Source organism: Brevundimonas sp. TSRC1-1 (assembly GCF_049898245.1).
GTDB classification, from domain to species: domain Bacteria; phylum Pseudomonadota; class Alphaproteobacteria; order Caulobacterales; family Caulobacteraceae; genus Brevundimonas; species Brevundimonas mediterranea_A.
The window spans coordinates 682,175-704,904 of sequence record NZ_JAFCXI010000002.1 but is presented as its reverse complement, the minus strand read 5'-3'; the positions used below and the strand labels follow the sequence as shown (position 1 = coordinate 704,904).

Annotated in this window: 23 protein-coding genes and 1 tRNA gene; 14 read left to right on the top strand and 10 right to left on the bottom strand. The window is 68.2% G+C overall.

The genetic code is table 11. The annotated features are described in order from the left end of the window. Positions 1-105 precede the first annotated feature (105 nt). A complete protein-coding gene (gene trmD, locus ACP7CK_RS09430) occupies positions 106-831 on the top strand; it encodes a tRNA (guanosine(37)-N1)-methyltransferase TrmD (protein ID WP_426025830.1) in 726 nt (241 codons plus the stop codon). 1 nt (position 832) lies between these two features. Then, positions 833-1,255 (top strand): 50S ribosomal protein L19, encoded by a 423-nt coding sequence (gene rplS / locus ACP7CK_RS09425; RefSeq protein WP_008262119.1) that lies wholly within the window; start codon positions 833-835, stop codon positions 1,253-1,255. A gap of 97 nt (positions 1,256-1,352) precedes the next feature. Here rplS and ACP7CK_RS09420 read toward each other — a convergent pair whose 3' ends face one another. The 5 genes from ACP7CK_RS09420 to ACP7CK_RS09400 all read right to left on the bottom strand — a co-directional run bounded on the left by ACP7CK_RS09420 (position 1,353) and on the right by ACP7CK_RS09400 (position 6,763). Continuing rightward, entirely contained in the window at positions 1,353-1,838 is a 486-nt protein-coding gene (locus tag ACP7CK_RS09420) for a PA2169 family four-helix-bundle protein (protein ID WP_008261194.1), read from the bottom strand. A 73-nt stretch (positions 1,839-1,911) separates the two neighbouring features. Next, the gene (locus tag ACP7CK_RS09415) at positions 1,912-2,709 is read right to left on the bottom strand and encodes a tryptophan 2,3-dioxygenase (protein WP_154726717.1); all 798 of its coding nucleotides are present in this window, start codon (positions 2,707-2,709) and stop codon (positions 1,912-1,914) included. Between the two features lie 40 nt (positions 2,710-2,749). After that, on the bottom strand, positions 2,750-3,280 hold the full coding sequence (locus ACP7CK_RS09410) for a CHAP domain-containing protein (RefSeq protein WP_008259345.1): 531 nt from the start codon (positions 3,278-3,280) through the stop codon (positions 2,750-2,752). 48 nt (positions 3,281-3,328) lie between these two features. Further along, positions 3,329-4,456, bottom strand: a complete 1,128-nt coding sequence (locus ACP7CK_RS09405) for an acyltransferase family protein (RefSeq protein ID WP_426025829.1) — start codon at positions 4,454-4,456, stop codon at positions 3,329-3,331. A gap of 144 nt (positions 4,457-4,600) precedes the next feature. After that, a complete protein-coding gene (locus ACP7CK_RS09400; protein WP_426025828.1) occupies positions 4,601-6,763 on the bottom strand; it encodes a primosomal protein N' in 2,163 nt (720 codons plus the stop codon). Positions 6,764-6,949: 186 nt separating this feature from the next. Between ACP7CK_RS09400 and fsa the strand changes: the two genes are divergently transcribed. Genes fsa through ACP7CK_RS09385 form a run of 3 tightly spaced genes read left to right on the top strand, consistent with a single transcriptional unit; the run spans position 6,950 to position 9,264 of the window. Next, the gene (gene fsa / locus ACP7CK_RS09395; RefSeq protein WP_287927566.1) at positions 6,950-7,603 is read left to right on the top strand and encodes a fructose-6-phosphate aldolase; all 654 of its coding nucleotides are present in this window, start codon (positions 6,950-6,952) and stop codon (positions 7,601-7,603) included. Positions 7,604-7,639: 36 nt separating this feature from the next. Beyond that, positions 7,640-8,353, top strand: a complete 714-nt coding sequence (locus ACP7CK_RS09390; protein ID WP_426025827.1) for a DUF484 family protein — start codon at positions 7,640-7,642, stop codon at positions 8,351-8,353. Then, positions 8,335-9,264, top strand: a complete 930-nt coding sequence (locus ACP7CK_RS09385) for a tyrosine recombinase XerC (protein WP_292148420.1) — start codon at positions 8,335-8,337, stop codon at positions 9,262-9,264. The genes ACP7CK_RS09390 and ACP7CK_RS09385 overlap by 19 nt, the downstream gene beginning before the upstream one ends. Before the next feature lie 11 nt (positions 9,265-9,275). Here the strand turns inward: ACP7CK_RS09385 and ACP7CK_RS09380 are convergent, their stop codons facing one another. Next, positions 9,276-10,067, bottom strand: a complete 792-nt coding sequence (locus ACP7CK_RS09380) for an SDR family oxidoreductase (RefSeq protein WP_008261776.1) — start codon at positions 10,065-10,067, stop codon at positions 9,276-9,278. Positions 10,068-10,206: 139 nt separating this feature from the next. On the opposite strand from ACP7CK_RS09380, the gene ACP7CK_RS09375 reads away from it, so the two are divergent. Continuing rightward, positions 10,207-10,584, top strand: a complete 378-nt coding sequence (locus ACP7CK_RS09375) for a hypothetical protein (RefSeq protein ID WP_035309283.1) — start codon at positions 10,207-10,209, stop codon at positions 10,582-10,584. Positions 10,585-10,647: 63 nt separating this feature from the next. After that, positions 10,648-11,205 (top strand): lipocalin family protein, encoded by a 558-nt coding sequence (locus ACP7CK_RS09370; protein ID WP_008259211.1) that lies wholly within the window; start codon positions 10,648-10,650, stop codon positions 11,203-11,205. Positions 11,206-11,244: 39 nt separating this feature from the next. Here ACP7CK_RS09370 and ACP7CK_RS09365 read toward each other — a convergent pair. Next, positions 11,245-11,320, bottom strand: a tRNA-Ala gene (locus tag ACP7CK_RS09365). 166 nt (positions 11,321-11,486) lie between these two features. Between ACP7CK_RS09365 and ACP7CK_RS09360 the strand changes: the two genes are divergently transcribed. The 6 genes from ACP7CK_RS09360 to ACP7CK_RS09335 all read left to right on the top strand — a co-directional run bounded on the left by ACP7CK_RS09360 (position 11,487) and on the right by ACP7CK_RS09335 (position 17,547). Further along, positions 11,487-11,792 (top strand): YggT family protein, encoded by a 306-nt coding sequence (locus ACP7CK_RS09360; protein ID WP_008262663.1) that lies wholly within the window; start codon positions 11,487-11,489, stop codon positions 11,790-11,792. A gap of 122 nt (positions 11,793-11,914) precedes the next feature. After that, a complete protein-coding gene (locus ACP7CK_RS09355; protein ID WP_292148417.1) occupies positions 11,915-12,796 on the top strand; it encodes a 3-hydroxybutyryl-CoA dehydrogenase in 882 nt (293 codons plus the stop codon). After that, the gene (locus ACP7CK_RS09350; RefSeq protein ID WP_154725830.1) at positions 12,793-13,350 is read left to right on the top strand and encodes a phthalate transporter; all 558 of its coding nucleotides are present in this window, start codon (positions 12,793-12,795) and stop codon (positions 13,348-13,350) included. Before ACP7CK_RS09355 ends, ACP7CK_RS09350 begins: the two co-directional genes overlap by 4 nt. A gap of 38 nt (positions 13,351-13,388) precedes the next feature. Beyond that, positions 13,389-14,642 (top strand): DUF418 domain-containing protein, encoded by a 1,254-nt coding sequence (locus ACP7CK_RS09345; RefSeq protein WP_426025826.1) that lies wholly within the window; start codon positions 13,389-13,391, stop codon positions 14,640-14,642. A 41-nt stretch (positions 14,643-14,683) separates the two neighbouring features. Continuing rightward, on the top strand, positions 14,684-16,567 hold the full coding sequence (cobT, locus tag ACP7CK_RS09340) for a cobaltochelatase subunit CobT (protein ID WP_426025825.1): 1,884 nt from the start codon (positions 14,684-14,686) through the stop codon (positions 16,565-16,567). Then, on the top strand, positions 16,564-17,547 hold the full coding sequence (locus tag ACP7CK_RS09335; RefSeq protein WP_426025824.1) for an esterase-like activity of phytase family protein: 984 nt from the start codon (positions 16,564-16,566) through the stop codon (positions 17,545-17,547). The genes cobT and ACP7CK_RS09335 overlap by 4 nt, the downstream gene beginning before the upstream one ends. Positions 17,548-17,553: 6 nt before the next feature. Here the strand turns inward: ACP7CK_RS09335 and ACP7CK_RS09330 are convergent, their stop codons facing one another. Genes ACP7CK_RS09330 through otsB form a run of 3 tightly spaced genes read right to left on the bottom strand, consistent with a single transcriptional unit; the run spans position 17,554 to position 21,583 of the window. Then, complete coding sequence (locus tag ACP7CK_RS09330; RefSeq protein ID WP_008264209.1) at positions 17,554-18,966, bottom strand: alpha,alpha-trehalose-phosphate synthase (UDP-forming); 1,413 nt, start codon at positions 18,964-18,966, stop codon at positions 17,554-17,556. Between the two features lie 54 nt (positions 18,967-19,020). Further along, a complete protein-coding gene (locus ACP7CK_RS09325; RefSeq protein ID WP_426025823.1) occupies positions 19,021-20,805 on the bottom strand; it encodes a glycoside hydrolase family 15 protein in 1,785 nt (594 codons plus the stop codon). Between the two features lie 4 nt (positions 20,806-20,809). Then, positions 20,810-21,583 carry a trehalose-phosphatase gene (gene otsB, locus ACP7CK_RS09320; protein ID WP_426025822.1) on the bottom strand — a complete coding sequence of 258 codons (774 nt, stop codon included), beginning with the start codon at positions 21,581-21,583 and terminating at the stop codon, positions 20,810-20,812. Positions 21,584-21,736: 153 nt separating this feature from the next. Between otsB and ACP7CK_RS09315 the strand changes: the two genes are divergently transcribed. Then, positions 21,737-22,729, top strand: a complete 993-nt coding sequence (locus ACP7CK_RS09315; protein ID WP_426025821.1) for a KpsF/GutQ family sugar-phosphate isomerase — start codon at positions 21,737-21,739, stop codon at positions 22,727-22,729. Position 22,730: the final 1 nt, after the last annotated feature.

Genomic DNA, 22,730 nt, shown 5'->3' with positions numbered 1-22,730 from the left:
TTGCCGCCCCCACCCGACCTCGCTTCGCTCGGTCACCCTCCCCGGAGCGGGGAGGGAAAGGTCTGGAGTCGGATTTTTCCGACTTTATGTGTATGAGCCGCCGCCATGCCCTTCACAGCAACCGTCCTGACCATGTTTCCCGAGGCCTTTCCCGGCCCGCTCGGCGTGTCGCTGATCGGCACGGCCTGGCGCGAGAAAGGCTTGTGGAGCCTGGATACGGTTGACATTCGCGCCTTTTCCACAGATACGCGCGGCTTCCTGGACGACACCCCTGCGGGTGGCGGCCCGGGAGCTGTGCTTAAGGCGGACGTGGTGGCCCGGGCGGTGGATAGCCTGCCGGGACCGAAACGGCCGCTTTTGTACATGAGCGCCCGGGGTCAACCCCTGACCCAGGCGCGCGTCAAGGAATGGGCGAAAGCAGACGGGATCGTCGTGCTGTGCGGCCGTTTCGAGGGGGTGGATCAGCGGGTGCTGGACGCACGCGGGTTCGAGGAGGTCTCGGTCGGAGACGCGGTGCTCGCCGGCGGCGAGGCGGCGGCCATGGTCGTGATCGAGGCGTGCGTAAGACTGATCCCCGGCGTGCTCGGCGCGGCAGACAGCCTGTCGTCCGAAAGCTTCGAGGATGGGCTTCTGGAACACCCGCAGTACACGCGACCGCGGACGTTCGAGGGGCTGGAGATACCCGAGGTGCTGCTGTCGGGCGACCACAAGAAGGTCGCCAAATGGCGCGAGGCGCAGCGGGAAGAGACCACGCGGGAGCGACGACCAGACCTCTGGGAAGCGCATCTCGCCAAATCACAGGCAAAGAGCGCAAAGCTCGAGGAGAAATGACATGAACATCGTTCAACAGCTGGACGCCGAAGAAAAAGCCCGCGTCCTGGGCGAACGCACCATCCCGGTCTTCCAGCCCGGCGACACCCTGCGCGTCAATGTGAAGATCAAGGAAGGCGAGCGCGAGCGCGTCCAGGCCTTCGAAGGCGTCTGCATCGCCCGTGACGGCGGCGGCATCAGCGAGACCTTCACCGTCCGCAAGATCTCGTTCGGCGAAGGCGTCGAGCGCAAATTCCCCATTCTGTCGCCGAACATCGAGTCGATCGAAGTGAAGCGCCGCGGCGTCGTGCGTCGCGCCAAGCTCTATTATCTGCGCGATCGTCGCGGCAAGTCGGCCCGGATCGCCGAACGCCAGACCGTCCGTCCCGCCAAGGGCGTCGTGGTTCCGGAAACCGGTTCGGCCGCCAAGGGCGACGAAGCCTGATTTGACATTGTCGCGCGCGGCTTGAGCGCGGATCGTGCTGAAATGACGAAGGCCCCGGCGACAGCGCCGGGGCCTTTTTCATGCGCGGCGACTGACCCTACTGCGGGTACAGGGGATTGGACGCGTCCCTCTGGCCTTCCAGGCTGCGATTCAGGTCGTGAACCTCGTCATGATCGGCCTTCACCAAGGCGTAGGCCCGACGGATGGTCTCGCGGGTCGTGGCCGAAATGCTGGCGTCTTCCAGCGCCCTTTCGAACTTGGCGGCGATAAAGCCTTCGCCGCTGTCGATGGAGCCGACGACCGTGTCGTCGTTGCGCAGCAGGGCGTGTTTGACGTCGAGAAAGGCGCGGTGGGCCTTGGCCAGGATCGAGCCCTTGGATTCCGGGTCGCCCCCCAGGCCCCGCACGGCCTCGGACAGGTCGTCCGCCACCTGCTGGCGTTCGATGCTGCGGCGCTCGAACAGGCTGGTGTAATCGGGATCGCGGGATTCCACGGCGGCTTCGCCATAGCCGTCGGCGCTGTCCAGGGTCGTCTCGATCAGGCTGTTCAGAACCTTGATGTCGTGGGCGTTGGGATTGGTCATGTCTTCCGTTCCTCCGCGATTGCGGTCGAACGGCGGAATGGCTGGGCGAGGCCTTGGTTGCCGCCCCGCGACATCAAAGTTTGGTGCGCAGGGACCACAGTTCCGGGAAGCAGCGCTTGGTCAGGGTCGAGGCCAGATAGGCCGCCCCCTCGGTGCCGCCGGTGCCGCGCCGCCGGCCGATGATCCGCTCGACCGTGACGACGTGCTTGTGCCGCCAGGTCAGCAGGGCGTCGTCCAGATCGACCAGCTTCTCGGCCAGTTGATACAGGGCCCACCAGCGCTCGGTGTCGCGATAAACCTCCAGCCAGGCCGCCTCCACCGCTTCGGACGGCTCATAAGGCTGGGTCACGTCGCGGTTCAGCACCTCGGCCGGGATAGGCAGCCCTGCCTGGGCCATCTGGGCCAGGGCGTCGTCGTACAGGCTGGGGGCCGCGATGGCGGCTTCCAGCGCGGCCAGGGCCTCTGGCCGGTCGGCGTGGAACTTCAGGAAGCTGGCGTCCTTCAGGCCCAGCATGGCCTCGAACCGGCGGAACTGGTCGCTCTGAAAGCCCGAGGAGGAGCCCAGCGAACCCCGGAACCGCAGATAGTCCGACGGGGTCATGGTCGAAAGAATGTCCCAGCTGTGGGTCATCACCGCCTGGATGCGCGAAACCCGGGCCAAGCTCTTGTAGGCCGGGACCAGGTCGCCGGCGCGAACCAGCTGCTGGGCCAGGGCTGTCTCGTGCAGGATCTGCTTCAGCCACAGCTCCTTGGTCTGGTGGATGACGACGAACAGCATTTCGTCATGCTGATCCGACAGCGGATGCTGGGTCGAGAGCAGGTCGTCCAACGCCAGATAGCCGGCGTAGGTGATGTCGCTGGATTGGGTCATGCGCCGCTATCGCCCGCGGGGGGCGGATGCGCAAGCCGGCCTAGTGCTGGCCCTGGCTCGAAGCGTTCGAGGCGATCTGACGGCCGGCGTCGAAGGCGTCGCGGGCGCCTTTGTAGATGAAGCCGTAGGTCGGATAGACGGTCGTGCCCAGGCCGTTGATCGGATTGTACCAGACCTTGACCTGAGACCAGTCGTTGGACGGCGAGACGTCCACGACGGTGACGTTTTCCTCGACCTTGCCGCGGCTGCCGCCCCAGTTGGCGTGGGTCACGCGCACGACCCGGTCGGTCAGGATATCGGAGACGACGGCGACATGGCCCCGGCTCATCCGGCCTTCGGGACGGAAGACCAGGACCGAACCCGTTTCGGGCGCGTCGCCGGTGCGGAACTTCTCGGTGGCCTGACGCCACCAGGTCCAGGCGTCGCCGAAGATGTTGATGCCCGAGAACATGCGGGCGAAGGTCACGCACTGCCAGTACGGCTCATCGGCCTTTGCGGAAACAGGGGTGACGCCCAGCGCAAAAAAACCGAGGGTCGCCGCAACCGCGGCGGCTTTGAGCCGTTTCATCATGCTGAGGTCTCGTCCCGACTGCCGATGGTCTTTTTAGACCATAGGAAATTAGGATTGAAAAACCCTTTTCGGCGTATCGCCGTCCTGTGGTTTGTCGCTTGACGCTGTTTTGCGTCCTTGCGCCATCCCTCTCAAAGCCTTGCGAGCCGGGTGTTCCACCAGGTGGTAGGACAGGGCCGCCCCGACCGGCAAAAGCGCCAGAATCGCCAACCACACGAAAAGTTGAAGCTGCTTGTCCGGGGCGTCGGTCAGCTTGGCCGCGAGGTTAACGGCCAGAAGTTTCCAAGGCACGCAGACCATATAGACCGAATAGCTGATCTCCCCCAGATAGACCGCTGGCCTGGACGCCAGCCATCCGGCCCGCTCGTTCGGCAGAGACGCCAGCGACAGGATCAGGGCGCCGGCCAGCAGGACGGTGATCCCGTCCCATAGGCCGAGCGCCGCGCTCAACACCATCAGACCGAACGACACGGCCGAAGCGGTCCAGGGCGCCTTCAGCGGCGCCTTGCGATAAACCAGGTACAGGGCGCAGCCCAGGGCGAAACAAGGCACGATCCGCAAGGCGCCCCAGCGGATGGTCGCCTCGGTCAACGGGAAGCCCGCGACGCGCTCGAACCCGTAATACAGCACCGTCAAGAAGGCGGCCGTACCGACCACGGCCGCTACCGGCTTCTCACGCGCGCGCCAGAAGACGAAGGCGAACAGGGGGAAGCACAGATAGGCGAACCATTCCGCCGAGATCGACCAGGACGGATGATTCCAACCGGCGACGGGGGCCAGGCCCCAGGCGTGGACCATCAGCAGATTGGCCGGAAGCGAGACCCACGACAGCACATTGCCGTCCACGCTCATCCCGGCGACCAGGGCGACGGCGGCCAGCAACCCCACCCCGACCAGGGTCGCCACATGCAGGGGATAGACCCGCGCCACCCGCGCCCACAGGAAGCCGCGATACGAAAACCGCTTCTCGCCGGCCGACTGAAGATAGACGTGGCTGAGGATGAAGCCGGACAGGACGAAGAACAGTTCGACCCCCAGATAGCCCTTGTCGACAAGGCCGGACGACCCGGCGCCGGCCAGGTTTTCCCAGTAGGTATAGACGGCCACCCAGATCGCCGCGCCGAAACGCAGGGCGGTGATGGGGCGCAGATCGACGGGCGTCTGGACGGGGGTCATGGTCTCACCTTGGCACGTCGGGCTTTGCGAACCGTGAAGGCCCGCAAGGACCGCGCCTGTCCCGCCCGGGTCCGGCGGAAACCGGCCGGCAGGGCCGTGTCCGCCCCCGTTCGACCCGGAGGCCGGACCTCCATCTTCATGCCGTCAGAGGAAGGAGTAGGGATCGACGTCGACGGTCAGCCGGACCGAGGCCGGGACCTTCACCCGCGTCAGCCAGGCCCGCAGGAAGGCCTGAAGATTGACGTCGCGGTCGGCCCGCACCAGCAGCCGTTTGCGCCGCCGTCCGCGCACCAGGGCCAGGGGCGCGTCGGCGGGGCCATAGACCTCCAGCCGCTCGGCGTTGGGAATGGCCTGGGCCAGGTCGGCGGCGACCTTTTCCACCGCCGCCGCATTCTCGCTGGACAGGATGATCGCCGCCAACCGGCCGAAGGGGGGCAGGGCGGCGGCTTCCCGCTCCGCCATCTCCGCCTCGACGAAGGCGTCCCGGTCGCCGGCCGCCAGGGCCATCAGCACCGGATGTTCGGGGGTCCAGGTCTGCAAAATGGCCCGCCCCGGCCGGTCGGCGCGGCCCGCCCGCCCCGTCGCCTGGGCCAAGAGCTGATAGGTGCGCTCGGCCGCCCGCAGGTCGCCGCCCCTCAAGCCCAGATCCGCATCCACCACCCCGACCAGGGTCAGGCGCGGGAAGTTGTGCCCTTTGGCGGCGGCCTGGGTCGCGACCAGGATGTCGATCTCGCCGTCGGTCATCCGCTGGATCAGGGCCCGCGCAGACTTGGCGTCCGGCGCGGTGTCGGAGCTGAACACCGCCGTCCGCGCCTCGGGGAACAGCTGGCGCACCTCCTCCTCGACCCGTTCGACGCCGGGACCGACCGAGACCAGCGAGTCCTCGGCCCCGCACGACGGGCACAGTTTGGGCCGCGCCATGGAGAAGCCGGTCAGATGGCAGACCAGCCGGCCGGTGTAACGGTGCTCGACCAGCCAGCTGTCGGTGTCCGGCGCCGTCAGCCGGTGCCCGCAGACGCGGCACAGGACGACGGGCGCATAGCCGCGCCGGTTCAGGAACAACAGCGTCTGCTCGCCCCGCGCCAGGGTCTCGCCCACCGCCAGACGAAGCGGTTGCGACAGCCAGGTCTGGGGATCGGGCGTGTGCTGGCGCAGGTCCAGCAGTTCGATGTCGGGCATCACCGCCACCCCGTGACGCGCGCCCAGCTTCAGCCAGTCGTAACGCCCGGCCTGGGCGTTCCACAGGGTCTCCAGCGACGGCGTCGCCGAGGCCAGGACCACCGCCGCCCCCTCGATCCGGGCCCGCGCCACCGCCAGATCCCGTCCGTGATAGACCAGACCTTCTTCCTGTTTGAACGAACTGTCGTGCTCCTCGTCCACCACGATCAGCCGCAGATCGACGAAGGGCAGGAACAGGGCCGAGCGGGCGCCGACCACGATGTTGCAGCGGCCGGCGACCACCGCCTCCCACACCTGACGGCGGCGCGGCGGGGCGACGCCGGAATGCCATTCGGCCGGGGCGGCGCCGAACCGGGCCGTGATCCGCTCGATCAGGGCCTGGGTCAGGGCGATCTCGGGCAGAAGAATCAGGATCTGCGCCGCCGGATCGGCCCGCAGCACCCGCGCGATCGCCTCCAGATAGGCCTCGGTCTTGCCCGACCCCGTGACCCCGTCCAGCAGGAAGGGCCGGAAACCACCGCCCGTCACCCCGGCCGCCAGGGCCGAAGCCGCCGCCGCCTGGTCGCCGTTCAGGGTCGCCGGCGCATGGTCGGGGTCGGGCCGGTCGAACGCCGCCTCGGCCGCGATCTCGATGATCTCCAGCACCCCCTCGTCGATCAGTCCCTTGATCACGCCCGACGACACCCCGGCGGCGCGCGCCAGATCGGCGCCCGCCATGGCGCGCTCACCCAGGGCCTCCAGAACGCCCGTCCGGGCCGGGGTGGCGCGCGCCGGGTGGCGGTCGCCGACCCGCCGCACCCGGCGTTCCGGCCGGGGACGCGGCGCGCGCAGCCCCTTCAGCGCGGTCGCCGCCATCTCGCCCGGTGGGGACAGGGTCCAGCGCCCGGCCCATTCGACGAAGTCCATCACCCCGGCCGGTAGCGCAGGGTCGTCCAGTCTCGACTCGACCGATTTCAGCCGCCGGTTGGAGCCGGTGGTCTCGAACACCTCGGCCACCACGCCCCGGATCAGCCGTGGCCCCAGCGGCACGGCGACCTGATCGCCGCGCGCCAGCGTCATGCCTTCGGGCGCCTCGTAATCGAAGGCTTCCGGCACGGGCAGGGGAATGAGGACCGAGGCGACGTTCATGCGATCCTCCCCCATTGGGGGAGGGGGACCGCCCGAAGGGTGGTGGAGGGGGCAAGGGCGGACGGGGTGTGGAGCGTGGAGCGCCTGCGCGCGGGCAGGCCCCCTCCACCGCTCCGCGGTCCCCCTCCCCCGACGGGGGAGGATTTGGCTCGCGTCTCGATCTCCACGCCGCTAAAAGCCAAACTCATGAAACTCTTTCTCGATACCGCCGACGTCGCCGTCATCAAGGACATGATCCCCACCGGCATGGTGGACGGCGTCACCACCAATCCGTCGCTGATCGCCAAGTCGGGCCGGAACATCGCCGAGGTCATCGCCGAAATCTGCGCCCTGGTCGAGGGGCCGATTTCCGCCGAGGCCGTCTCGCTCGATTTCGAGACCATGGTCAAGGAGGGCGACAAGCTCGCCGCCATCGCCCCGAACGTGGTCGTGAAACTGCCCCTGACCTGGGACGGCCTGCGCGCCTGCCGCGTCTTCACCGACAAGGGGATCAAGACCAACGTCACCCTGTGCTTCTCGGCCGCCCAGGCCCTGCTGGCCGCCAAGGCCGGCGCCACCTTCGTTTCGCCCTTCGTCGGCCGGCTGGAAGACAATGGCGCCGACGGCATCGCCCTGCTGGAGGAAATCCGCGTCCTGTATGACGTGCACGGTTTCGAGACCCAGATCCTGGCCGCCTCGCTGCGCAACGTCGCCCATGTGGCCGCCGCCGCCGTGGCCGGTTCGGACGCCGCCACCTTCGGCGCCGACACATTCAAGGCTCTGGTAAAGCACCCGTTAACCGACAGAGGTCTTGATGCCTTCGTGGCGGACTGGGCCAAGACCGGTCAGTCCATTCTGTAAATCGCGCGTCACGGAGAGGTCTGTTTGAGCGGCTCATTGGACCTTTTCGAAACCGCCGAGGCGGAGGCCGTCCCCCATCTGGGCGACGGCCTGCATTGGCCCGAGGTGCGCGGCTGGCTTCAGACCCATCCCCAGACCCTGCTGGACGATCGCTCCCTGCTGGAAGAGATCGGCCTGCGTCCGCACGGCCGCAATGTGGTCGAGTTCGGCGCCGCCGCCCTGACGCGGCTCGAAGCGGTGGTCGAGCGTGAGGCCGGCGCCCGGCGTGAGGTCGAGACCATCGCCCGCGCCAATTTCGCGGCCCAGACCCAGACCCATGTCGCCGCCCTGGACCTGATGGAGGCGCGCAATCATTCCGATCTGGCCCGCCGTCTGGATGCGGCGGCCCAGGGCCGGTTCGGCCTGGCCGGCGCCGCCATCGCCATGGAAAAGCCGGGCGGCGTGCCCTTCGGCTGGCGTGCGCTGGAGACCGGCGCGGTGGACAATCTGTTGGGCGAACACGGCCTGACCTGGCTGGGCCCGATGTTCGAGGGGCTGGACCTGTTCGGCGCGGCCGCCGATCAGGTGAAGTCGGTCGCCCTGATCCGCATGGCCCCGCATCTGACGCCGGGCGAACCGCCCCGGTCCTGCCTGTGCGCCTTCGGCTCGCCCGAAGAAGCGGGTTTCACCCCGACCATGGGCTGCGAACTGGCCGCCTTCCTGGCCCGGGTGGTGGAGCGGATGGCCGAGCGATGGCCGGTGTTGAACTGACCGCCGCCGACGCCCTCCTCGCCTGGCTCGAGCATCTGGCGCACGAGCGGCGGCTGTCGCCGCGCACCCTCGAGGCCTACGGCCATATCGGTCGGCTGTATGTCGCCTTCCTCGAACGCCATCGCGGCGAGGCCCTGTCGCTGAAAGGCCTGGGAACCGTCACCGCCGCCGAGGTTCGCGCCCATATGGCGGAGCGCCGATCAGGCGATCATCCCCTGGCGGCCCGGTCCCTCAGCCAGAGCCTGTCGGCCATTCGCGGCTTTCACGCCTTTCTCGACCGGCGGCTGGACACGCCCGCCCCCCAGCTGGCCCTGGTGCGCGGCCCCCGGATCAAGCCGTCCCTGCCCCGGCCCGTGACGGAGGATCAGGCGCGCGGCCTGTTGGCCGAACCCGACGCCGACCCGGACGCCGAACCCTGGGAGGCCGCGCGCGACCGCGCCGTCCTGACCCTGCTCTACGGCTGCGGCCTGCGGATTTCCGAGGGCCTGTCCCTGACCCGGGCCGACGCCCCGCTGGGCGAAACCCTGCGTGTTCTCGGCAAGGGATCCAAGACCCGGATCGTCCCGGTCCTGCCGGCGGTCCGCGCGGCGGTGGACGCCTATCTGGCGCTCCAGCCCTTTCCGCTTCAGCCGTCCGACGCCCTGTTCCGCGCCCGGCGCGGCGGTCCGCTCAGCCCGCGCCACGTCCAGGCGTCGGTCCAGCGGCTGCGCGGCCGGCTGGGCCTGCCTGAACGCACCACCCCCCACGCCCTGCGCCACAGTTTCGCGACCCATCTGCTGGGCGCCGGCGCCGACCTGCGGTCGATCCAGGAACTGCTGGGCCACGCCAGTCTCTCGACGACCCAGAAATACACCGGCGTCGACGCCGAACGCCTGCTGAACGCCTATGCGGCGGCCCATCCGCGCGCCTAGCGTCTGATCCGCTAGATCGCCCTCACCGCGCCACCGTCCAGCCGGATCAGCGAGCCGGTGACATAGGCGGCCAGGGGGCTGGCCAGGAAGGCGGCGGTGGCGCCGAACTCCTCGGTCGCGCCGATCCGGCCGACGGGGATGGATTTCACGGATTCGGCGCGGGCCTCCTGCGGCGTCACGCCGGTGCGTTCGGCCGTCGCCTGGTCCAGGCGGGCGATGCGCGGGGTGTCGATCCGGCCCGGCAGCAGGGTGTTGACCGTGACCCCGTCCGGCCCGACCTCGTTGGCCAGGGTCTTGGCCCAGGCGGCGACCGAAGCCCGCAGGGTGTTGGACACCCCCAGGGCGGCCGACGGCTCGACCACGGTGATCGAGGCGACGTTCAGGATCCGGCCCCAGCCGGCGGCCCGCATGCGCGGCAGAACCCGGTCGGTCAGGCGGAAGACCGACAGCACCATGGATTCGAAATGATCACGCCAGACCGAGGGCTCCAGCCCCGACACGCCCGACGGCGGCGGCCCCCCGGTGTTGTTCAGCAGGATCTCGATATGGCCGCCCAGCAGCTCCTCGGCCAGGTCGGCGGCCCTCATCAGGGCCTCGTGATCGGCCAGATCGGCCGTGACCACGGCCGCCTTGCCCGGGCCCATGGCGTTCAGTTCGTCGGCCACGGCCTGAAGCCTGGCCGCGTCGCGCGACAACAGGGCCACATGGGCGCCTTCGGCCACCAGGGCCGTGGCCACGGCCCGGCCCAGGCCGGACGAACCGCCGCAGATCAGGGCGCGTTTGCGCGTGAGTTTCAGGTCCATGTCGGCTCCATGCTTTGGCTCAGGCGGCGGATATCGGGTTTCCGTAGCGTCAGCGCAACGCGGCGTTAACCGACGCAGCGCACCTTCGTCTTCATGTGGCCGCCAGCAACCGTCTGGATCGGCCGTGGAGGGCCGGCCCATGTCGACCAAAATAACCTCGAGCGTGCGTCGCCACAGCGACCATTTCGAGCCGCAGGACACCGATCCGCACGAGCAGCGCCGCCTGCGCGGCCAGCTGGAGCAGATCGACTACGCCGCCTATGTCGCCAACAAGGAGCTGATCGGCCAGGCCCTGACCGGGCTGGACGCCGCCTCCCTGCAGAAACTGGCCGTCCTGACCGCCGGCGCCCGCGCCAAATGGGGCGCCGAGGCCCTGCGCCTGGCCCACTCGGGCTCGCCGGTCACCGCCGACCAGGTCGCCCGCCTGACCGCCGCCCGCACCGCCTTCGACGAACTCGCCGAAGTCTACGAGGCCCTGCGCCGGATGGTGGAGCGCGGGTATGCGGTGTTGAAGTAGGGAGACCGAGGGGTCGCCATCTCTCCCAGGAACCGCGGGGGGTGTCGTTCCGTTTGTATCGCCATGTCCCTTAGACGCACTCTTCCAATCCTTGCTCTGGCGGGCGCCGCCGTCGCCCTGACCGCCTGCGCCACCTTCCAGCGCGGTCCTGTCGGCAACACCGCCGTTCCCCAACCCGCCCAGGCCGTCGACCTGAACCGCTACGCCGGTCTCTGGTACGAGATCGGCCGCTACGAGAACGGGTTCGAGCGCGACTGCGAGGGCGTCACCGCACGATACGCCGTGCGGGACGACGGCCTTGTGGGGATACTGAACTCATGCCGCCAGGGCGGCCTGACCGGCGAGGAGAAGACCGTCGAGGGCAAGGCCAAGATCGTCGAGGGAAGCCGGAACGCCAAGCTGAAGGTCTCGTTCTTCGGTCCCTTCTACGTGGGCGACTATTGGGTGCTCGCCCGCGCTGAAGACTATTCTTGGTCTATCGTAGGTGAGCCTTCGGGCCGCTATCTTTGGCTTCTGAGCCGCACGCCCCACCCGTCTCGCGACGTCCGCGACGCCATCCTGCGCCGGACCCGAGAACTGGGCTACGACCTGTCCATGGTGCGCGAAACCCGGCAGCCTTAAGCCGCAGCCCCAAAGCCCAAGTCATTGAAGGATAACGCCTGGTGGAGCCGAGGGGAGTCGAACCCCTGACCTCGTCATTGCGAACGACGCGCTCTACCAACTGAGCTACGGCCCCGTTTCCAGTGCTGGATCGGGCCTCCAGGCGAGGCCGGGACATAGAAGGCGGGCGGGCGTGGTGTCAACGGGCTTGTGCGCGCAATCGAAGCAGGGTCGCGAGGGGCGTTGTCGGAAGGGGGCGGGACAGGCTAAAAGCGCCGCTCGCTCAAGCAGGAGAAGCGTCCATGGGTTTCGCCATCGTCTGGCTGGTCAACGCCGTCATCAGTCTGATGATCTGGTTCATCATCGCCCAGGCGATCCTGAGCTGGCTGGTCGCGTTCGACGTGATCAACTACCGCAACCGTTTCGTCTATTCGGTCGGCACCTTCCTGGACCGGATCACCGCGCCCCTGCTGGAGCCGTTCCGCCGCATCATCCCGAACCTGGGCGGAATCGACATCTCGCCCATCGTGGTGATCCTGCTGCTTCAGTTCGCCAGCGTCCTGTTCAACCGCGCCGCCGCCCCCGCCCTGATCGGGCTTCTGGGCTGAGGCCGGGCGTCGGTCCGGGCGGACACGGTGCGCAGGATTCTCATGTGCAGGGACGATTCCACCCTTGCGCCACGCCGCCACCTTCCTAAAGGTGCCCGCCCGACCATTATAGACCACGGTTCATGAGCACGATCACCACAGTCGCCGTCCTGGGCGCCGGACAGATGGGCGCAGGCATCGCCCACGCGGTGGCCCTGGGCGGTTATTCGGTCCGGCTTTATGACGTGGCCGCCGCCCGACTGCCGCTGGCTCAGGGCGAGATCGCCGCCAGCCTGTCGCGCCATGTCGCGCGCGGCCTGATCGGCCAGGCCGACGCCGACGCCGCCCTGGCCCGCATCACCGTCACCGAGGTCATCGCCGACGCCGTGACCGGCGCCGACCTGGTGATCGAGGCCGCGCTGGAGGACGAGACGGTCAAGAAGAGCGTCTACGCCCAGGTCGCGCCCCACCTGGGGCCGCACACCCTGCTGGCCTCCAACACCTCCTCCATTTCGATCACCCGCCTGGCCTCGGCCTCGGACCGGCCCGACCGGTTCATCGGCCTGCACTTCATGAAGCCGGCGCCGGTGATGAAACTGGTCGAGATCGTGCGCGGCATCGCCACCTCGGCCGAGACCCATTCGGCCGCCGTCGCCTTCGCCGAGAGCCTGGGCAAGACCACCACCGACGCCGAGGACTTCCCGGCCTTCATCGTCAACCGCATCCTGGTGCCGATGATGAACGAGGCGATCTTCGCCCTGTACGAAGGGGTCGGCAATGTCGCCTCCATCGACAAGGCCCTGCGCCTGGGCGCCAATCATCCGATGGGGCCGCTGGAGCTGGCGGACTTCATGGGGCTGGACGTGGTCCTGGCCATCATGAACGTGCTGTACGACGGCCTGGCCGACAGCAAATACCGGCCCTGCCCCCTGCTGGTGAAATATGTCGAGGCCGGCTGGCTGGGCCGCAAGAGCGGGCGCGGCTTCTACGACTATTCCGGCGACACGCCGGCGCCGACGCGATGAGCCGGTTCGAGAGCTACAGCGACCTGCCGGGGCAGGCGACGATCCATTCGCGCCCCGCGCCCCTGTATCCGATCCTGGCGTCCGTCGCCGGCGCCGCCTGGCCGCCGCTGCTGCTGACCCTGCCGCTGTGGCCGCCCCACGCCGTCGCGCTCGGCCGTGATCTGGACTGGCGTCTCATGGTGCTGCTGATCGGACTGGTGGTGGTTCCCTTGGGTCTGTGGCGCATCATCGTCGAGCGTCGTGACAGCGGCCGGCCGGGATCACGCCTGGGCGTGGTGTGGCGGTTCATGCTGTTCGGCGGACTGGCCGCGGCGGGCTTGCAGGTGGCGGTGGCCCTGGGGATGGTGATCTCGGGCTGGTTCGAGGCCGGCGACGTGATGCAGGCTCTGGGCGCGACCGAGACGACCCTGCTGATCTACGGCGTCGGGGGCCTGCCCATCGCCATGATCGTGGGCGTCAGCTACGCCCTGTGGGCCGGACTGTGCGCCGCCTTCATCGCCTTCGAGGCCAAGCCGGCGGTCAAGGACCGGCTGGGCTTGATGCCGAGAGGCTGAGGCCGGCGGCCCTTTCGGCTGCGGGATTGGGGAATCCGATGTCGATGGAAGACCAGGGGAATGACCGCGCCGGGGTCGGCGACGCCGTCCTGGCGCCGGTCGAGGCGGGCGCGCGGATCATCAGCCTCGACGTCATGCGCGGCCTGGCGGTGCTGGGCATATTGGCCGTCAATGTCGCCTCGTTCGGCCTGCCCTTCATGGTCTATGGCGACGCGGACCTCAGCCCCTTTCCCGTGACCGGCGCCAACGCCGTGGCGCGCTGGGCGGTGGATGTCTTCTTCCACCAGAAATTCATCACCCTGTTCTCGATGCTGTTCGGCGCCTCGATCTTCCTGGTCGGGAACGAGCGGGGCGATGCGGCGCGCGGGCGTCTGCTGCGACGGCGGCTGTTCTGGCTGGCGGTCATCGCCCTGATCCACGGCCTAGCCTTCTGGTACGGCGACGTCCTGCTGCTGTACGCTTGGTCCGGCCTGTTCGTGATGCTGATGCGGTCGTTCTCCGCCCGGCTGCTCATCGGGATCGGCCTGGCCGTGACCCTGGCGCTGGGCGCCATGCAGGCGGGCGCCGCCTGGCTGATGGTCGCCGGCCCGCCGGTGGTCGTCGACGCCATGAGCGAGGGCGGCCCGCAGTATTCGCTCGACGCCGTCAACGCCGCCATCGCCGCCTATCGCAGCGGCTGGGCCGGGGCCATGGGCCAGAACCTGACGGCCTGGCTGTTCCTTCAGGGCGCCAGTCTGACCATGTTCGTCTTTTCGACCGTGGCCCTGATGATGACGGGCATGGGCCTGTTCAAGGCGGGTTTCCTCAGCGGCCGGGCGCCGACGAGGCTCTATCTGGCGGTCATCGCGGTCGGCGGCGCGGTTCTGGCCCTGCTGGGCGTTCTGGAATGGGCCGAGGTCATGGCGCCCCGGGGGAGCCACCCGACGCGCGGCCTGTCGGAGGTCGTCGCCTCCTTCCCGATCTTCATCACCCTGGCCTATGTCAGCCTGATCGTTCTGATCACCCGGCACGGGGCGTCGTGGCTGGCGCCCCTGCGGCCGGTGGGCCAGATGGCCTTCACCAACTATCTGACCCAGACCCTGATCATGACCAGCCTGTTCTACATGCCCTGGGGTCCGCGCCTGTTCGGCCAGGTGGACTATGTCGGCATGTGGGGCCTGGTGGCGGCCGTCTGGGCGGTTCAACTGGTCTGGTCGTCGCTATGGCTGGCGGCCTTCCGCATGGGGCCGCTGGAGTGGGTCTGGCGCTGTCTGACCTACGGCCGCTGGACGCCGATCCGAAAAGCGGGCTGATCGCGCTTTTATCGCAGGCGCGAAGGGATTAACTGAGGGCCATGGCCGCCCCGGATACTCCTGCCGAAACCTTCAAGCGCGCGCTGGGCCATGCCGCCCGCGCCCTGGCCGAACAGCCCGAGCTGGAGGTGGTGTTCGGGTCGGACGGTCCGCGGCTGGCGGGCGGGGTCCTGACCCTGCCGCATCCGCCGCGCGACCCTTCGGGGCCTGAGAGCGCCTCTCTGCGGGGCCAGGCCGACCGGCTGGCGCTGCGCCTGGCCAATCACGACGCGGCCATCAACGCCCGGATGCGGCCCGTCGACACCAAGGCGGCAGAGGTGTTCGACGCGGTCGAACAGGCGCGGGTCGAGGCGGTGGGCTCCGAATATCTGGCCGGGGTGCGCGACAACATGGGCGCCGCCCTGGTCACCCGGCTGGAAAAGACCGGCGCCCTGCGCATCACCGATGCGGACCGCGTTCCGGTGGCCGAGGCGGTGGCCCTGCTGGTGCGCGAAAGGCTGACCGGCCGCCCGTCGCCCGACGGCGCCAAGTCCATGCTGGACCTGGTCCGCGCCGGCATCGAGGCCAAGGCCGGTGACAAGCTGGACGCCCTGGCGGCGACCGCCGGCGACCAGGCGGGCTTCGCCGAGAAGATGCGCGAGGTGCTGCGCGCCCTCGACCTGGATCCCGGCGACGGCCGGGGCGAAGACTCCTCCGAGGGTCCCGGCCAGGACGAACCCGATCCCCAGGACCCCGAAGCCAGCGACGAGCCGGACGAGGACGAGGACGAAGAGGGCGGCGAAGGCTCCCAGTCGATGGAGGGCGACGCCGACGATCAGTCGTCGGAGGACGAACGCGACAGCCGACCCGAGGGCGCGCCCGGCGACCCGCAAGGCGACGCCTCCGAGGACGGGCCGGAACTGAACGAGGGCCAGCAGCCCAATCGCCAGCAGACCGCCGACGACGGTCGGGCCGTGGATTTCTATCGCGTCTTCACCACCGCCTATGACGAGGTGGTGGACGCCGCCGACCTGTGCGACCCGATGGAGCTGGAGCGGCTGCGCAACCTGCTGGACCAGCAGCTGACCATCCTGTCCAGCGTCGTCTCGCGCCTGGCCAACAAGCTGCAGCGCCGCCTGCTGGCGCAGCAGAACCGCTCCTGGACCTTCGATCTGGAAGAGGGGATGCTGGATACGGCCCGCCTGACCCGGATCGTCACCGACCCCACCGCCCCCCTGTCGTTCAAGGCCGAGAGCGAAAGCCCGTTCCGCGACACGGTCGTGACCCTGTTGCTGGACAATTCCGGTTCGATGCGCGGGCGTCCGATCATGGTGGCGGCGGTCTGCGCCGACATCCTGGCGCGGACCCTGGAGCGGTGCGGGGTCAAGGTCGAGATCCTGGGCTTCACCACCCGGGCCTGGAAGGGCGGACAGAGCCGCGAAGCCTGGATCAGCGCCGGCAAGCCCGCCAATCCGGGCCGCCTGAACGACCTGCGCCACATCATCTACAAGGCTGCCGACGCGCCCTGGCGCCGGGCCAAGAAGAACCTGGGCCTGATGATGCGCGAGGGCCTGCTGAAGGAGAATATCGACGGCGAGGCCCTGCAATGGGCGCACAACCGCCTGCTGGCCCGGACCGAGCAGCGGCGCATCCTGATGGTCATTTCCGACGGGTCTCCGGTCGACGACTCGACCCAGTCGGCCAACGCCGCCCTCTATCTGGACAAACACCTGCGCCAGGTGATCGCCGAGATCGAGGACCGGTCGCCGGTCGAACTGCTGGCCATCGGCATCGGCCATGACGTGACCCGCTGGTACCGCAAGGCCCTGACCATCGTCGATGTCGAACAGCTGGCCGGGGCCATGACCGAGAAACTGGCCGAATTGTTCGAGGCCGAGGGCGCGGCCGGCCCCACGCGCCGGACGCGGAAGAAACTGGCCGCATGACCCGTTTGCGCCGTCTGGCCGCCGTCTGGGCCGCCCTGTCGCTGACGGCCTGCGCCACCGCGCTCAGCGCGCCCCAGCCGAACCTGGCGGGGATGGACGGCTGGACCTACGCCCCGGCCCAGCTGAAGCCTGTCGGCCTCGGCCTGCCCGGCGCGGTCCTGGCGCCGGGTGTCCATTTCGCGGGCGGGGTGGAGATCGTGGCCGGCCTGGGTTCGCCGCTGCACGGTCTGTCGGACCTGAAACTGACCGGCGACGGCGGCTTCGTGGCCGTGTCGGACGCCGGAGACCTGGTGCGCGGCGAGCTGCGGCTGGACGCCCGCGGGCGGCTGATCGGCGTCGATCATCTGGCCACGCGTCGGCTGACGCTGGAAGACGGCGGACCGATCATAGACAAGGTCGACGGCGACGCCGAGGGTCTGGCCCTGACCCGCTCGGGCGACCTGCTGATCAGTTTCGAACGCCGTCATCGCATCTGGAACTATGGCCCCCTGTCGGCCCTGAAGACGCCGACGCCCGCAGCCTCGCCTGACGCCGTCTTCCCCGACAATGAAGGTCTGGAAGGTCTGGCCGCCGCCCTTCCGGGAGATCGTCAGGACGGTTGGCGCGCGGCGGGCGAGACGGGCGGCGTCTGGGATTGCACGTCCGCCGGATGCCGCCTCGTCGCCTCGCAACCGACCGAAGCGCCCCAGAGCGCCGATTATCGCAACACCGGCCTGGATCGCGACCCGTCCGGCGACGGCTGGTTCATGGTCCAGCGCCGCTACAGCCCGCCGTTCGACATGCGGGGCCGTCTGCGTCGTCTGTCGTCGGACGGAACGCCGGGGCCGGTGCTGATCGAGCTGAAACTGCCCGGCACGACGGATAATTTCGAGGGGGTGGCGGCCGAGCGGCGCGGCCGGGCGACGCGGCTTTATCTGCTGTCAGACGACAACGCCAACCCCGCCCAGCGCACCCTGCTGCTGGCTTTCGACCTGCGCTGAGGCGCCTCAGGCCGCCCCCGCCCACTGGGTTGATTCAGGCTCGCTCGCCACGGATCGCAGCGCCTTGACGAAGTCGTCGCGCCAGATGCCGACATCGGTGTCGCGCACCACCTGCATCAGGGCCTCCCATTTCCGGATCCTTTCGGACAGGGGCATGGTCAGGGCCTTCTGGATGGCGTCCGACAGTTCCTCGCGGCTGTAGGGATTGACCAGCAGGGCCTCGCCCATCTGTTCCGCCGCCCCGGCGAACCGCGACAGGATCAGAACGCCGGGATCGTCGGGGTTCTGGGCCGCGACATATTCCTTGGCCACCAGGTTCATGCCGTCGCGCAACGGCGTCACCAGCCCGACCTTGGCCGCCCGATAGATGCCCGCCAGCTGATCGCGGCGATAGGTGCGGTTCAGATAGCGGATCGGCTGCCAGTCCATGTCGCCGAAAGCGCCGTTGACCCGTCCCGCCAGGGAATCCAGACGCGCCCGCAGATCCTGATAGGAGTCCACGTCGTCGCGCGAGATGGGCGTCACCTGCAGCAGGAAGACCTCGCCCCGCATCGAGGCGTTGTCGTGAAGGAACTGCTCATAGCCCAGCAGCCGTTCCTCCAGCCCCTTGGAATAGTCCAGCCGGTCCACGCCGACGATCATGGACCGGAAGGCCGCCGACGCCGCCATCCGGTCATAGGTCCGCGCGCCAAGGGTCGAGTTCCGCGCCGCCAGGAAGCCGTCCACGTCGATGCCGATGGGGAAGACGCCGGTCTGAACCCGTCGCCCGAAGCACTCCAGCCCGCCGTGGCCGAACAGTTCGCCCTGGGCTTCGCTGACCACATAGTCGGTGAACAGGTCGCTCCATTCCTGGGTGTGGAAGCCGATCAGGTCGAAATCGAACATCGACTCCACCAGTCGCCGGTGGTGGGGCAAGGTGACCAGCAGCTGACGCGCCGGCCAGGGCGTGTGCAGGAAGAAGCCGATCCGGTTGCGTATCCCCAGGCGGCGCAGGTCCCGCGCCATCGGGATCATGTGATAGTCGTGAATCCAGATGACGTCGTCCGGCTGGATCACCGGCGCCAGAACCTCGGCGAACCGTCGATTCACCCGCTCATAGCCCTCGCCGTAGGACCTTTCGTACTGGGCCAGATCGATGCGGTGATGGAACAGCGGCCACAGGGTCTTGTTGGCGTAGCCGTTGTAATATTCGTCGACGTCCTGTGGCTCCAGATCGACCAGGCCGACCGTGACCCCGGCCCGGTCCTCCACCTTCATCTCGCCGGTGAAGGTCTCGATCGTCTCGCCTGACCAACCGAACCACAGCCCCTCGTATTTTCTCAAGGCGGCGGACAAGGCCATGGCCAGCCCGCCGGCCGAGCCGGCGGCAGGATCGGTGGGGGCCGAAACCCGGTTGGATACGACGATAAGACGGCTCATGATTTCACTTCGGCAACGACCCCAGCCCCGGGGTCAGACACGGCGTTCGGCGGTTTAACGCACGTCGGTCCAAGAACGGCTCAACATCACGGCGCAATTGATGATGCCGACCAGAGAATAGGTCTGGGGATAGTTGCCCCACAGTTCGCCATCCTCGACCGAAATATCTTCGCTCAGCAAGCCCGCCTCGGTGCGACGGCTCAGCATTTCCTGGAAAATTTCCCGGGCTTCTTCGACCCGGCCGTTCTGGTGCAGGGCTTCGATGAACCAGAAGGTGCAGAAGTTGAACGCCGTCTCCGGTTCGCCGAAATCGTCCGGTTCGACATAGCGGAACAGGAAGGCGCCCTTCTTCAGATCGCGTTCGATGGCGTCGAAAGTGGCGACCTGACGCGGGTCATGGGCGTCAAGGAAGCCCAGATCCGTCAGTTGCAACAAGGAGGCGTCCAGTTCGCGACCGCCGAAACTGGCGGCGAACCGCCCCTCGTCCGGGAGGAAGGTCTCGCTCTCGACCCGCTCGCGGATGATCGTGGCCCGTTCACGCCAGACTTCGCCCCGCGCGCTGAGGCCCAGATGGTCCGCCGCCTTGGCCAGACGGTCGCACGCCGCCCAGCACATGACCGACGAATAGGTGTGGACGCGGGCGATGGTGCGGAACTCCCACAGGCCGGCGTCGGTCTGGTCATGCATGGCGAAGGCCCGCTCGCCGACCTTCTCCAGGGCGTGGAAATCCTCGACCGTGCCGGGACGCAGCAGACGCTGGTCATAGAAGGCCTGAACCAGAGGCAGGACGATCTGTCCGTACACGTCGTGTTGCAGATGCTCGTGCGCCTGATTGCCGATCCGCACCGGCTTCATGCCGCGGTAGCCCTCGACCGTATCGACGATGCTCTCGCCGATGCCGGGCTCCAGACCCACCCCATAGACCGGCTGCACATGGCCGCCCGCGGCGTCATCGACCAGATTGCGCAGATAGCCGAGATAGTTTTCCAGGATGTCGACCGCGCCCAGCCGGTTCAGCGCCCGCACCGTATAATAGGCGTCGCGGATCCAGCAGTAGCGATAGTCCCAGTTGCGGCCGCTCTCCTTGAACTCGGGCACCGAGGTGGTCATGGCGGCGACGATGGCCCCCGTCTCCTCATAGGCGCACAATTTCAGGGTGATGGCCGCGCGGATGACCGCCTCCTGATAATCCAGCGGCAGATACAGTTTGCGCACCCAGTCCTGCCAATAGGCCACGGTGCGATCCAGCGCCGCCTGAACCCCGGGACCGACGTCCTGATCATAGCCCTCGTCCGGCCCCATGAAGAAGGCGTGCGGCCTTTCCAGGCGGAACACCCGTTCTTCCAGCACATGCGACACCGGACAGTCGGTGGTCAGGCGGAAGGTCACGTCGGGACACATGAAGCGGATATGGTTCGAACCGGACGTGCAGGGCGCCGGCCGGGCGCCCCAGTCGGCGGACGGCCGCAGCCGGATGCGAATGCGCGGCGTGCCTTTCAGCGGCCGCACGATCCGTCCGAAGGCCAGGGGCCGATAGGTGCGTGAGTGTTTCGGATGGCGCGGGGCGAAGTCGATGATCTCGACCGCAGCGCCGTCTTCCGCCGTCAACACCGTGCGCAGCACCGGCGTGTTGCGGATATAGGCTTGGCTGACCTGCTCCAGCCCCTCCAGTTCGACGGACCAGTAGCCATGCGCCGGATCCTCGCCGTTCATCAGGGACGAGAAGACCGGATCGCCGTCCACGCGCGGCGCACAAGCCCAGACGAACCGGCCCTGACGATCGATCAGGGCGCTGATGGCGCAGTTGCCGATGGGGAAGAGATCAAGATTGGGTTTCATCGGTTCAGGCCTTCGCCACGGCTTCGAGCCAAGTCAGGACGGCGTCTACGTCGTCCAGTCGATAGCGGGCGGCCGTCTCGCGTTGCGGCCCCACCAGCACGCCGTATCCGCCCAGAGCCGCCGCAGCCTCGAACCCGTGTTCGTCGGTCAGGTCGTCGCCCAGCATGACAGGGATAGCGTCCTTGAACGGGGCGTCCTGCATGAAATCGGTCACGGCCGTGCCCTTGTCGGCGCCGGGCGTCTTGAGTTCCAGCACCATATGGCCGGGTTGCAGGCTCAGGCCCGTTTCGACCTGCAAGCGTTTGGCCAGGGCCTTGGCCGCGTCCGTCTGATCCGGCGCCTGACGATAGTGCAGCCCGGCCGAGACACCCTTGTCCTCGACGATGACGCCCGGCCGATCTGCGGCGAAGGCCTTGAAACCGGCCAGGGCCACGGCGACGCCGGCGTCAGGCGCGCCGCGGCGGATGGACTTGTCTTTCAGACGACGCTCCAGCCCATGCACGCCGGAAGCCGAGGTCAGGGCGTGATCAGAAATCCGGTCGATCTCGGCTATTGTCCGACCACTGATGATGGCGACACGGCCCGCCAGTCGGGCTTCGACCGCCTTCAGCGCGGCCGTTCGACGCGCGACCGGTCCAACGCCGTCCGGCGTCGGCGCCATGGGCGCCAGAACGCCGTCCATATCCAGGAACAGGGCGATCCCGTCCGCGACGACAGGCGGCGACGGCAGCAATAGAGCTTCTGCTCCGGCGTGAGACGGCATGTGGCGTGCACTCATTTTGACTTCCCCAGCACCTCGTAACGCGCCACTCCGGCAAAGGTTGACCCGAAAGCGACAAAGTCGTCTGAAAGGACACGTTGCGCGCGGCCTTGGGATGGGGCAGATCGCGCGCCTCGCACCAAGGAGAGCCCACAAGGGGCCTGACAGACCATGACCGAGATCGCCCACTCGTCTCCCGATGACATCGCCGCCATGACCGATCGCGCCCGCGACGTGATGCGGCTGAACATCGAGGCGCTGGAGGCCTTGGAGCGGTCGATCGACGTTTCGATGGCCCGCGCCGTCGATGTCATCATGAGCCGGCCGGGCTATGTGATCGTCACCGGCATGGGCAAGTCGGGCCATATCGGCGGAAAGATCGCCGCCACCCTGGCCTCGACCGGCACCAGCGCCTTCTTCGTCCATCCCGCCGAAATGAGTCATGGCGACCTGGGCATGTTGCGCCCGGACGTGACCGTCCTGGCCATTTCAAACTCGGGCGAGAGCCGCGAACTGCGTGATCCGCTGATCTTTTGCCAGCGCAACGGCATACCGGTCATCGCCATCACCCAGCGGCCCGCCAGTTTCCTGGGCCGCAACGCCGCCGTCTGCCTGACCATGCCCAAGGTGGCCGAGGCCTGCCCCAACGGCCTGGCGCCGACGACTTCGACCCTGATGACCCTGGCCCTCGGCGACGCCCTGGCCATGGTGCTGATGGACCGCCGCGCCTTCAGCGCCATGGACTTCGGCCTGCACCACCCCGGCGGCGCCCTGGGCATGAGCCTGCAAAGCGTGCGCGAATGGATGGGAGACAATGCAGCGGCCCCGGCCAGCGTGCCCCTGAACGCCAACTTCAGTGAAGTCGTTTCGGCCATAACCGAGGGACGAAAGGGCGCCGTCGCCGTGCTTGACCTGGACGGGACGCTGGCGGGAATCGTCACCGACGGCGACCTCCGCCGCGCCTTCCAGCGCGACACCACCAATCTGACGGCGGCCGACATCATGGGTCCCAATCCCATCACCGTCGATCCGGACGCGCGGATGAGCGACGTCGTCGATCTGCTGACGGCGAACAAGATCGCCAATCTGTTTGTCGTCGAAGAGGGCCGGCCGACCGCCATCGTCCACATCGCCGAACTGATGCAGGCCGGCTACGTCGCCTGAC

Excerpts from the sequence above, each read along its gene's own strand:
- trmD (WP_426025830.1), top strand. The coding sequence starts at position 106 with ATGCCCTTCACAGCAACCGTCCTGACCATGTTTCCCGAGGCCTTTCCC.
- rplS (WP_008262119.1), top strand. The coding sequence starts at position 833 with ATGAACATCGTTCAACAGCTGGACGCCGAAGAAAAAGCCCGCGTCCTG.
- ACP7CK_RS09420 (WP_008261194.1), bottom strand. The coding sequence starts at position 1,838 with ATGACCAATCCCAACGCCCACGACATCAAGGTTCTGAACAGCCTGATC.
- ACP7CK_RS09415 (WP_154726717.1), bottom strand. The coding sequence starts at position 2,709 with ATGACCCAATCCAGCGACATCACCTACGCCGGCTATCTGGCGTTGGAC.
- ACP7CK_RS09410 (WP_008259345.1), bottom strand. The coding sequence starts at position 3,280 with ATGATGAAACGGCTCAAAGCCGCCGCGGTTGCGGCGACCCTCGGTTTT.
- ACP7CK_RS09405 (WP_426025829.1), bottom strand. The coding sequence starts at position 4,456 with ATGACCCCCGTCCAGACGCCCGTCGATCTGCGCCCCATCACCGCCCTG.
- ACP7CK_RS09400 (WP_426025828.1), bottom strand. The coding sequence starts at position 6,763 with ATGAACGTCGCCTCGGTCCTCATTCCCCTGCCCGTGCCGGAAGCCTTC.
- fsa (WP_287927566.1), top strand. The coding sequence starts at position 6,950 with ATGAAACTCTTTCTCGATACCGCCGACGTCGCCGTCATCAAGGACATG.
- ACP7CK_RS09385 (WP_292148420.1), top strand. The coding sequence starts at position 8,335 with ATGGCCGGTGTTGAACTGACCGCCGCCGACGCCCTCCTCGCCTGGCTC.
- ACP7CK_RS09380 (WP_008261776.1), bottom strand. The coding sequence starts at position 10,067 with ATGGACCTGAAACTCACGCGCAAACGCGCCCTGATCTGCGGCGGTTCG.
- ACP7CK_RS09375 (WP_035309283.1), top strand. The coding sequence starts at position 10,207 with ATGTCGACCAAAATAACCTCGAGCGTGCGTCGCCACAGCGACCATTTC.
- ACP7CK_RS09370 (WP_008259211.1), top strand. The coding sequence starts at position 10,648 with ATGTCCCTTAGACGCACTCTTCCAATCCTTGCTCTGGCGGGCGCCGCC.
- ACP7CK_RS09360 (WP_008262663.1), top strand. The coding sequence starts at position 11,487 with ATGGGTTTCGCCATCGTCTGGCTGGTCAACGCCGTCATCAGTCTGATG.
- ACP7CK_RS09355 (WP_292148417.1), top strand. The coding sequence starts at position 11,915 with ATGAGCACGATCACCACAGTCGCCGTCCTGGGCGCCGGACAGATGGGC.
- ACP7CK_RS09350 (WP_154725830.1), top strand. The coding sequence starts at position 12,793 with ATGAGCCGGTTCGAGAGCTACAGCGACCTGCCGGGGCAGGCGACGATC.
- ACP7CK_RS09345 (WP_426025826.1), top strand. The coding sequence starts at position 13,389 with ATGTCGATGGAAGACCAGGGGAATGACCGCGCCGGGGTCGGCGACGCC.
- cobT (WP_426025825.1), top strand. The coding sequence starts at position 14,684 with ATGGCCGCCCCGGATACTCCTGCCGAAACCTTCAAGCGCGCGCTGGGC.
- ACP7CK_RS09335 (WP_426025824.1), top strand. The coding sequence starts at position 16,564 with ATGACCCGTTTGCGCCGTCTGGCCGCCGTCTGGGCCGCCCTGTCGCTG.
- ACP7CK_RS09330 (WP_008264209.1), bottom strand. The coding sequence starts at position 18,966 with ATGAGCCGTCTTATCGTCGTATCCAACCGGGTTTCGGCCCCCACCGAT.
- ACP7CK_RS09325 (WP_426025823.1), bottom strand. The coding sequence starts at position 20,805 with ATGAAACCCAATCTTGATCTCTTCCCCATCGGCAACTGCGCCATCAGC.
- otsB (WP_426025822.1), bottom strand. The coding sequence starts at position 21,583 with ATGAGTGCACGCCACATGCCGTCTCACGCCGGAGCAGAAGCTCTATTG.
- ACP7CK_RS09315 (WP_426025821.1), top strand. The coding sequence starts at position 21,737 with ATGACCGAGATCGCCCACTCGTCTCCCGATGACATCGCCGCCATGACC.